8 protein-coding genes are annotated in these 10,634 nt (G+C 32.6%); 4 read left to right on the top strand and 4 right to left on the bottom strand.

Features of this window, described 5'->3' with window-relative positions:
• Together flgC and flgB are read right to left on the bottom strand one after the other, a co-directional pair.
• Positions 1 to 443, bottom strand: a 443-nt coding sequence (gene flgC, locus X928_RS00070) for a flagellar basal body rod protein FlgC (RefSeq protein ID WP_103077952.1), incomplete at its 3' end; no start/stop codon positions are given.
• Positions 440 to 841 (bottom strand): flagellar basal body rod protein FlgB, encoded by a 402-nt coding sequence (gene flgB / locus X928_RS00065; protein WP_103077856.1) that lies wholly within the window; start codon positions 839 to 841, stop codon positions 440 to 442. The genes flgC and flgB, both read right to left, overlap by 4 nt.
• 190 nt (positions 842 to 1,031) lie before the next feature.
• Here flgB and X928_RS00060 point away from each other — a divergent pair, with 190 nt between their 5' ends.
• Positions 1,032 to 2,057: a polysaccharide pyruvyl transferase family protein gene (locus X928_RS00060; RefSeq protein ID WP_103077951.1), complete on the top strand. Its 1,026-nt coding sequence runs from the start codon at positions 1,032 to 1,034 to the stop codon at positions 2,055 to 2,057.
• Here the strand turns inward: X928_RS00060 and X928_RS00055 are convergent.
• Complete coding sequence (locus X928_RS00055; protein ID WP_103077854.1) at positions 2,038 to 3,051, bottom strand: YncE family protein; 1,014 nt, start codon at positions 3,049 to 3,051, stop codon at positions 2,038 to 2,040. The two genes, X928_RS00060 and X928_RS00055, sit on opposite strands and share 20 nt — an antisense overlap.
• Before the next feature lie 459 nt (positions 3,052 to 3,510).
• Positions 3,511 to 4,293, bottom strand: a complete 783-nt coding sequence (locus tag X928_RS00050; protein ID WP_103077950.1) for a transposase — start codon at positions 4,291 to 4,293, stop codon at positions 3,511 to 3,513.
• A 157-nt stretch (positions 4,294 to 4,450) separates the two neighbouring features.
• Here X928_RS00050 and X928_RS00045 point away from each other — a divergent pair, with 157 nt between their 5' ends.
• From X928_RS00045 to X928_RS00035, 3 genes are all read left to right on the top strand, one after another.
• Positions 4,451 to 5,956: a 5'-nucleotidase C-terminal domain-containing protein gene (locus tag X928_RS00045; protein WP_103077949.1), complete on the top strand. Its 1,506-nt coding sequence runs from the start codon at positions 4,451 to 4,453 to the stop codon at positions 5,954 to 5,956.
• A 135-nt stretch (positions 5,957 to 6,091) separates the two neighbouring features.
• Positions 6,092 to 7,984, top strand: coding sequence for a 5'-nucleotidase C-terminal domain-containing protein (locus X928_RS00040; RefSeq protein ID WP_103077948.1), 1,893 nt, complete (start codon positions 6,092 to 6,094; stop codon positions 7,982 to 7,984).
• A gap of 689 nt (positions 7,985 to 8,673) precedes the next feature.
• Complete coding sequence (locus X928_RS00035) at positions 8,674 to 10,602, top strand: hypothetical protein (protein ID WP_103077947.1); 1,929 nt, start codon at positions 8,674 to 8,676, stop codon at positions 10,600 to 10,602.
• The last annotated feature ends 32 nt before the right edge of the window (positions 10,603 to 10,634 follow it).

The raw sequence follows: 10,634 nt of genomic DNA, 5'->3' as shown, positions 1-10,634 counted from the left end.
GACCTATTTCTGAAGTGGGTATATCTACCTATTCCGAGGGCAGAATTGTACATGCTTTTTGCTGAATTTACAACTGCTGCGTTCATTTCATATGCTCTTTGAGCAGACATCATATCAACCATTTCTCGTAATACATTAACGTTAGGATAACTAACATATCCTTCAGCGTCTGCATCGGGATGGTTGGGATCATATACTAATCTAAAAGGTGATGGATCCTCTACTATAGAAGAGACTTTCACTCCCCCAAAATTTTTGCTTCCATTTGCACTTTCATTAAGTGCCTCTTGAAAGATTACTGTTTTTCTTCTGTATGGTCCACCTTCCTCTGTCCTGGTTGTATCTGAATTAGCTAAGTTTTGAGAAATAACGTCTAACCTAAACCTTTCTGCTGTCATACCGCTTGCAGCAATATCCAAAACCTTAAATAACCCATCCATCATTTACCACCTCTAATAGCTGTTTCATACCTTTGTATCGCATAAGTCATCAATCTGGATAAAGTGTTGTATTTTAAAGTATTTTGAGTCATTCTCACCAATTCCACATCGGGGTCAACGTTGTTCCCATCATCTCTGAGCGATTTGGAATCATCTATTTGAATATTTGGTTGAATTTTTCCTAAAGATAAGGTATTATTTATGTGTTGGTCTCTATTCACTTTGAGAGTCAAAGCTGAATCTTCACTCAACGCTTTTTGTAACTCGTTTTCAAAATCAACGTACTTTCTTTTGTATCCGGGGGTTTCATAATTTGCTATATTCTGAGAAATTACGTTTTGCCTTAAGGACAATGCATCCATAGTATTTGGAATTATCTCGAAATTAATATTATCAAACAATATTTTTCACCTACCTTTATTTTATCTATTTTATTTTTCTTTTCTAAAGTAATGTTTTCCTAAATAATTTGCACACTTCAGAAATAAAATAATTTTCAATATTGAGTTTTTAATTTAAAAAAGAACCGGCAATAAAGCATATTTTAGAGTCTTGATAGAAAGTATAAATAATTAATTTGGAGGAGTCAAGATGAAAAAAATTTTTTTAATTGGGTTTTATGGATACGGCAACTTTGGAGATGACTTATTACTTAAAAGTTTCTTACAAATATTAAATGAAATAAAATTTGATGGGATTTTATACTTACCTCTTGAAAACGAGTTGGAATTCAATGAAAAATATAGATTTCAAATAATCACTGTTTCAAGATTCAATTTCTACGAACTACGCAGAACTATAAAAGACTGCGATGCTATAATCTTTGGAGGAGGAAACCTTTTTCAATCCGAAACATCTTACAGAAGTTTTATGTACTATTATTATATAGCCTACCTCGGGGCAAAGTTTAATAAAACAATTTTACTCTTATCCCAGGGTTTTGGATCTTTTAAGGAAAAACGTAGCCTCCAAAAATTAAAAAAGATCCTTTCTTATCCGAAACTTTACGGTAATTTGAGAGATAAAACATCATATGCCTTTGCATCAAGATGCAATAAAAATATCTCTCTAGGTGTAGATGTGGGACCATATGCCTTTTTAAATTATACTTATGAAAAAACAGACAAAATATCAGTTTGTTTAAAAGAAGAACACGATTTACAACATTTAACAGAATTTTTATCTACCTTTGAAAATTATTCACTTTCCACATTAGTAATAAATGCAAACCAAGATGCATTAAAAAATTATGAATTAGTTGAAAACATTAGAAAAAAAACGAATGTACTAGCTGAGTTCCCTTTTAAAGACCCAAATAAGATAATCAAAGAAATTTCTGAATCTAAAATAATCATATCTGATCGTTTACACAGTGCTCTGACTGGAATCTTTTTTGCTGGACAGACAATAACTTTCAACAATATTAAGAATCGTAGAGTATTAAAAAATATAAAAGAAGATTATAACTTTTTTTATAAAAATACATCTGAGATACCTTTTATCTATTACGATACCGTTTCTTCAAATTACGATTTCAAAGAAGCTTCTGACATCTACAAAGATAAATTACAAAAAACAATATTTGACATAAAAACACTCATTCAAAGTATCTTATGACCTGCAACTTGGAGGAATCGGTACAAAGTACCAAAACTATATTATCCGTAGGAGACTCAACATCGATAGGATAATTGTAGGTATCAATTGTTTGATAGACATTTTTACCCTCTATTACAAAAAGCTTATTTTCTATATGAGAGATAGCAAACAAATATTGTCCATTGGGAGAAACAGAAATATCACTAATTGGTACTTCTTCTAAAATAACATCGGTTTTCCCAGAGGAAAGATTGTAGTAATAAACACCACCCATGAGAGAATTACCCACAATATTATCTTTGTAGAGTTCAATATTTGTGCTATACTCCCCAAATTGTGCAATTTTAGGCTGTTTTCTGAAATCATTTCTATACAAACTTCCATCGTAATATGAAAGCATATAAATGATTCCGTTTGATCCCACAATATCTATAGGATGTTCAATATGATTATAATTCACTATATAAGTATCATTATTAGGGATCAAAAAAAGAAGATCTGTTAAAAACACGTTGTTTTGAAAGTTATCAAACAAAGGTATAAAAACTTGATCACCTATATTTCTTATCAACGGGCTATGTACAGGAAGGACCATTGATTTTTTTAATAACAGATTGTTATCAACTATGTATAATTTATAAGGATTTGTACCTAATATGTACAATTCTTCATTTATCAATCTTATATTAACGGGCTTAGAATCTAAAACTAATTTTTGTATCACTTTGTTGTTTTTAATTTTTAATACTTCCTTATTGTAATTATCAATAACATAAAAAAATTCGCCATCGTATGCCCCCCCCATCGGTAAGATAGCTTGTGTAAACTCAGTTTTTTCTAAAGTAAAGATATCTATAAAATGGATAGTACCTTGATAATCTGCAATTATCGCATAACTTTTACCCAAGTCGATATGAAATGCCCTTTCTCCAATATCGAAATTGTTGACTTCTAAAAAAATGGATTCAGAAAATAAGAAAGATACAAAGAATATAGTAAGTACTATTAACAAATGGGATTTTTTTGAAATAATAATCTCTCCTCATATAAGCAATTTATAGGATTATTTTACCACATCACATTTTTTCAATCAACATTTAATTATTTTAATTTCTCAGTGAAAAAGCTCTTAACTTACTGTAATCGCTTTTAAATAGAAATAATGGCTAATAACCAAGTATAATTAAGAAACTCCCTGGTTGAATAACTACAAAAAAAAATGTTATAATAAAATCAATCTATTGTTTGTTGTTGTTCATTCTAATTACCCACTTCAGAAATAGGTCAAAGCAACGATTAACTAAAGGTAAAGTAAGTTAAGGCAAGAAGAAAAAGAACTAAAATATTGGATAATTATCCAAAATGCTCTTTGAAAATCGAAGTAATTCTTCAAAAAATTGGAAAGTAATTAGAATTGAAGAAGTTTTTAGGGAAAATAGAGATGAAAGAAGTACAGTTAATGAATAACCGTTCATTTGGGAAGTATTGAAGAGAATTTAAACTTTCTAAAGAAACAAGCTAAGAAGTTAAACCCACTAAGATCCAAGTACTTAACAACCTTTTCCAAAAGGTTGAAAGCATAATTCTTGTCATTGGCAGAAGCAGGGGAAACCACGGTGAAGATAGGGACGTTTAGGAAAGTGATAGTATGAGCCTTGTAACCAAGATAAGACATAGCGTTCTTTGGGTTACCGTACTTATCGTAGATAGGTTTAGAATTAGAAACAGGTTTAACGCCGAAATTTGCTTCTAAAGGGGAACGATAGTACTCTTTGTAATCTTTGAATTTACCGTGACTCTTCTTGTTGTTGAAGAAAGAATTAAAGATAATGGGGTAAGAATCAACAACAAGATAACTGGTATCAAAGATCCCCTCTTTGATGCCTTTAAGGACGGTAAAAACGATAACCTTATCCAAATAAGAAGGACCAAACTCCTTCTTAAAGGAAGAGAAAGTAGCTTCAGAAGGAACGTAATTGATAATAGGATCGAAACCGATGCATTTAGCGAAGGAAGGGTTACTCTTAAGGAAGTGAATCAACTCCCTTACTGTAAACCCCTTAACCTTCTGAACGAAGATAGCTTTAAGTAAAGCCCGACGGGAGTACCCTGTTCTGCCTATCTTATTACTGAAATCTGGGACAACGGACCAATCGATTAAATCGAGGAGATACTTAAATTCGGAATGTTCTTTCATATAATCAGAGTAGACGAAATCGAAGTAGAGTTGAGAAGAGTTACCGTATAATGACAATTGAATGACCTGCTTACGAGATAATAAAAATGTGGTATCGAATAAATTATACAGTGAGGAGGCAAAAGTATAATATTAAAGGTATTAAGAGTTGGTTACAATGCATGTTTTAGAATTTCTAAAGTGTCTAATAAAGGTAAAAAAGGAGGGGAACAAAATGAAAAGAGTCTTAGGCATTTTAGTTGTTATGGTTTTAGTTTTATCGGTATTTGCAGGGCCTAATCACTTAGTAATTTTCCACATGAACGATACTCACGCACATGTGTGGGGAACGGAAGATGGTGGAGGATTTGCCAGGGCAGCTACCCTGATAAATCAAGCAAGAGAAGAAGTGGCTAAGGAAGGTGGAGCAGTACTTTTCCTACATGCTGGTGATGTAAATACAGGGATTCCAGAATCTGATCAGTTGGATGCAGTTCCTGACTTTTTGGCTTTACATTATATGGGTTTGGATGCTATGGTTTTGGGTAATCACGAATTCGATAAACCTTTTGAAGTGCTTGAGAAACAATATGAAGTAGCACAATTTCCATTCTTAGGAGCAAATTTTGTCGATGAAAAACATGGAGGACCAATTTTTGAACCGTACATCATAAAAGACTATGGTGATTTCTCAGTTGGAATTATAGGTCTTGTTACTGAACAAACGAAAGTTTTAGAACCAATTTATTTAGGCGAGAATACAATTGTGGATGCAGAAGAGACTTTAAAGAAATATCTTCCAATAGTCCAAGAAAAAGCCGATGTAGTTATAGTCCTTGGACACTTAGGTTATTATGCAGATGGAAGAAGACCCTACTTGCCTGTTGAGTTCACTACCTCAGATGAGTTAGCTGAAAATATATCTGGAGTAGATATTATAATAGACGGGCATACTCACACCTTGTTAGAAACACCTGTAGTAATTAATAATGTTATAGTAGCACAAGCTGGTGATAACGCAGAGAACATTGGGAGAATAGATTTATGGATTGATGATGGTAGGATAGTAGATTGGAGAGGAGAAGTAATTCCACTAACATCTGATATCCCCGAAGATCCTTTCATAAAAATGTTTACAGATGCTTTTTATCAACTTGGATCAGAGGCTTTGAATGAGGTTGTTGAAGAAACAAAAGTATATCTCGATGGGGAACATGCTAGAAGTGATGAAACGAATCTAAGCAACCTTATAACGGATAGTATGATTTGGAAAACAGGTGCGGATGTTGCTTTAATGAACGGTGGCGGGATAAGAGCTTCTATTGAAGCAGGAGATATAACCTACAGAGACATATTGACTGTTTTACCTTTTGGAAACACATTGTACATTTTAGAGTTGACTGGGAAAGACATAATGGATGTTTTAAATTATGCTGCTAAAATTCCTGATGGCCAAGGAGCTAAGTTACATGTTGCAGGGCTAACTGCAGAAATAAAAGGTGGAAAAGCTACAAACGTAAAAATAAACGGTGAGCCTATAGATTTGAACAGAACTTATAAGGTTGTTACCAACAACTATATGGCTTCGGGTGGAGACGGTTACACAATGCTTGCAGGTAAACCTGGTTACGATACATACTTTAGAGATGCGGATGCTTTACGTGAATACATTGCTCACTTGGGAACTATAGAAGATTATACTTCCCAAGAGAGATTGATAGAATTAGATCAAGTTAAGTAAACAAACAAAAAGGGGTGTAAGAAAAAACTACACCCCTTTTAGATTCATTTTAAGTAGCACTTTTAACTCTTGTTTGGTATTTCGTTTTTTTTAACTTCTTTTTTAGTGAAAAACTTAATGCAAAGGGGTGATTTTATGTTAAAAAGAGCTATTTTAGCGTTGGTGTTGCTTTTGAGTGTATTCTCGTTGTTTTTTGCTGAGACGATAGAAGTACAAATCTTAGCAACTTCAGATTTGCATGGACGCTTTTTACCTTATGATTATGCCTTAAACCAACCTAATTATAGTGGAAGTATTGCACAAGTCTATTCGATCATAAATGAGTTGAGAAGTGAAAATCCTGAAGGAACTATATTGATTGACAATGGAGATACAATCCAAGAAAACCTTTCAAACATTTTTTTAGAAGATGCCATACATCCCATGATTTTTGCTATGAATGAAATAGGTTATGATGCATGGGTTTTAGGTAATCATGAGTTTAACTATGGGGTCCCAACACTTAAAAAGATTATGAGACAATTCATGCCAGTGGATGATAATCCTAATAGTGTTTTGTGTGGCAATGTTTATAACCCCGATGGAACAAGGTTAGCTGCCCCTTATAAAATAGTTACCACAGGGAATGGAATAAAAGTTGGAATAATAGGTATGGTTACTCCTAACATAGTAAAATGGGACGCTGCAAATTTGCAGGATTACATTGTGGTTGATCCTGTGGATGAGGTGAGAGTAGCAGTTGCACAATTAAAAGGACAAGTTGACGTGATTGTGGGAGCTTTTCATATGGGAATCGAAGAAGAATATGGGACCTATGGTTCTGGGGTTATAGATATTCTAGAGGCGACACCTGATTTAGATGTTGTTATTGCGGGTCATTTCCATGAAAAAATAGCTGAAACTTACTATTATAATGGAAAGTTGTATAAAGTATTTAATGGTAAGATTATTGATGAACAAAAAAATGACATTACGCAAGAAGTGAAGCTCAACGGAACTTTAATTGTGGAACCCGGAAAATGGGGGCAGACGTTATCACAAGTGGTATTGGAACTCCAGAAGGAAGGAGATAAGTACGTAATAGTTGATAAAAGTTCCGCTAATTACGATGTAAAAGCTGCTACTGGAACAGTACCACCAGACAGTGAATTGGAGAAAAAGCTTCAACCTTTTCATTATAAGGCTTTAGACTATGCTAACGAGATAATAGGAGAATTAAAAGGCGGACCTTTAGTTCCTCCAGATGAAATAAAAGGTATCCCACAAGTATACATACAACCCACCGCTATGATAGATTTGATAAATTCCGTTCAAATGTATTATGGGGAACAAGTGATAGGTGAAAAAATAGATGTATCAGCTTCTGCAGCTTTTAGATCGGATGCAAATATAAAAGAAGGTCCTATAAAAAGATCAGACATTTCTTTAATTTATAGATACGACAATACTTTGTATGTACTAGAAATAACAGGAAAGCAGTTGAAGAAATATATGGAATGGTCGGCTTCTTATTACAATCAATACCAACCTGGAGATTTAACTATTTCTTTCAACCAAAAAATTCCGGGTTATAATTATGATATGTTTAAAGGGGTTTATTACGAGATCGATGTTTCAAAACCAGTGGGTCAGAGGATAGTAAATTTAAGAAAAATCGATGGTACACCTATACAAGGTAACGATGTATTAACATTGGCAGTCAACAATTATAGAGCAAATACCCAACTTTTGACCTATGGTCCAATATTTGAAAAAGGAGAACAACTGCCAAAGCTTCTTGGCAGAACCGAAGATCATCCTGACTTTTCGGCTATAAGCGGAGGAGATCTTAGAAAACTCATAGAAAAGTATATAATAGAAGTAAAAAATGGTGTGCTTACCCCAGAATATGAAGAAAATTGGAAAGTAGTGGGTACCGATTGGGATAGAGAATTGCACGATAAGCTTAAGGAATTATCCCATGAAGGAACCCTGGAAGTAAGCCCATACAAAGCTGTTAGGGTAGAGGATATTGAAGTATTTTTATAACTCCTAACTTCATAATATAATTACAAAAGAAGCTCATGAAATAATTTTTGTTTTCTTTTGAGCCGTCCAAATAAATGGAACGAATGTTTCAGAATAGTAATGTAATTAAGCGAACATACAAAAGGGGTGTAGGAAAAACTACACCCTTTTTAAATTTTTTATTTATATAAATTAAGAAAAGTTAAGTTTTTTAATTTTAATCAAAAATAAATGACTTAGAATAACTCTAATTAGATCTAAACACCTCTAATTGATGTTGACATAGAAATAAAAATATGATTAAATGTTTCGTAGAAAGCCATCCTTAAGAATGAGTTACTATGTGAGATAAAAAATTTAAGGTTCTTTTCTAAAAAGTACGGGTAGAATAAATTAAATATGAACAAATGAATATCTGGTAGCAGGTAGGAGAACACAAAATACATAAGTTAGGAAAGGAATCTCTCCTCATATAAGCAATTTATAGAATTATTTTACCACATCACATTTTTTCAATCAACATTTAATTATTTTAATTTCTCAGTGAAAAAGCTCTTAACTTACTGTAATCGCTTTTAAATAGAAATAATGGCTAATAACCAAGTATAATTCAGAAATTCTCTTGTTGAACAATTAAAAAAAAAATGTTATAATAAAATCAATCTATATTTATTGCTTTACAATACATTATAATGATTTGGAGGATAGAGATGAAGAAATTAGCCATTTTATTAATTACAGTCATTTTTTCTTTAACAGCTTTTACGATCGATGTTGAAGCGGTTGGAGATCTTTTTACGACTCTTATTCAGACCTACAATGAAGAGGGAAGTGTTTCAAACGAAGAATTCGATTCTTTTTTTCAAGAACTTAGTAATCTAGGCTTATATAGATTTTATAGAACTCAAATGATAGGTAGCGCCGAATACGTTGATAGGCCTACAAATGTCCAAACTTATCTATCTCAGATATACGACAATGTTCAGTCTCAATTTACAACAATCGAAGAAAAATTGGCTTTGGCCGGGTTTTTAGTGTATGTGCAATCAGATCTTTCGGGTGAACAAATTACTCAAGAAATGATAAGATCGATGCCCGCCTATTTTGCTACTGTTCAAGATTATACAAGATCTTTAGAGAATGATGCTTTAACTTACTTCGGCAATGTTATTATATATTCTTTAGGAATTGTTGATACCGCTCCATTTACAGATATTCAAAGGTTTGAATCTGACGCAGAAATCTTAGATAAAAGATTTTACATATATGAAGGAGAAACTAACCCTGAATACAATAAGATAATATTAGAAAATAAAGAGAGTTTGGAACATGGTATTCAACAACTTGCTCAATCAGGCACAACGGGAAGACCACTCCAAATTGCCATAGATCAACTCTCTTACAATTATGTCAATTCACTAATAAATGAAACCAACGAACAAATACAACAAGTTACCCAAATGTTTATTGAGGAAGGAAGGCATGGGGTTAATATTTCTTTTATAAGAATTATCATTTATGCCGCTTTGATTCTTGTAACATTCTTATTTTTAAGAAAATATCTTTGGGTAACAGTCTTAAGCATATTTGGCGTTGAATTTGTATACCTTTTAGCATTCTACAATCCGATAAAAGATACAGTATCTTCTTTCATCTATGGAAGTTATATAGTAACTTTTGTGTTTTTGTTTTTAGCCGTTTTGCTCTTCAAAAGTATCGGAAAAAAGATTAAGTTTACAGAAAAAGTTATAAACTTTTCTATCTTTTTTTTAGTGCTGCTTACTCTGTTCGTCCCATCATACTATTCTTATGATCTTTTGATGGAAAAAAATACTCAGTTTGATAACTCTACTTTCGAAACCCAGCTATTGAACGATGTTGTTGCTTACCCACACGCTCCTTTACATAAAACTATATCCAGTTTGAACTCCCACTTAGGAAGTGAATATTCCAAGGTTAATACTTTTTATAGATCGACTTTTGCATCCTTTTTGGATGATCTTTTGAATTCACAAGTTTTATCAAATCTACAAGGTTCATCCGTTCAAACGAATAGGGACGGCTTGAAAATTGACAAAGTAGAAAATTATCGAGGTATACCGCTTGACTTTTCAAAAGAGGTTACTGATTTTGTGAACTCATCAGAAATTACCGAAAAGAATATTTATAATGAGGTAGATACGTTAAAGGTTCAAGTTCATGATGTTTTAAAATTTTCAGATGCCGAATTCGAATCGAAATTCATGGATACTTCAAACCAACTCCTACGATCTACTGATCTCATTGATCCATTGTTGCCAACTTTATATTCTTTTTTTGACGTTGAAAAGGTCGACAAAATAAATTTAAAAGCCTATAACACTGTTTTTGGTACGAAAATCTTTCTTTTGTTTTTCTTAAGTTTAACGATTCTTGTAATTTTTGAAGAGAAATTCGTAAAATATATTTCTTTAATATCCATGTATTTCCTAAGCATTCTTAGTTTTATAAAAGTAACTCCGCTTGAAGTTTTCAGTCAAACTGGATATCCTATTATCCACACTGTTGATTACACTATCAACTATATTTTCGGAATAATTTTGTTAATTTTAACTTCACTTCTGTTTTTGAGATACTTACACTATCAAAGGAACAAATAAATTTACCTAAAGCTAATCGGTGATATGTCAAG

It is taken from the genome of Petrotoga miotherma DSM 10691 (genome assembly GCF_002895605.1).
In the GTDB taxonomy this organism is placed as follows: domain Bacteria; phylum Thermotogota; class Thermotogae; order Petrotogales; family Petrotogaceae; genus Petrotoga; species Petrotoga miotherma.
Note: the sequence above shows the minus strand (reverse complement) of the source record. Positions and strands in the feature narration are given on the sequence as shown.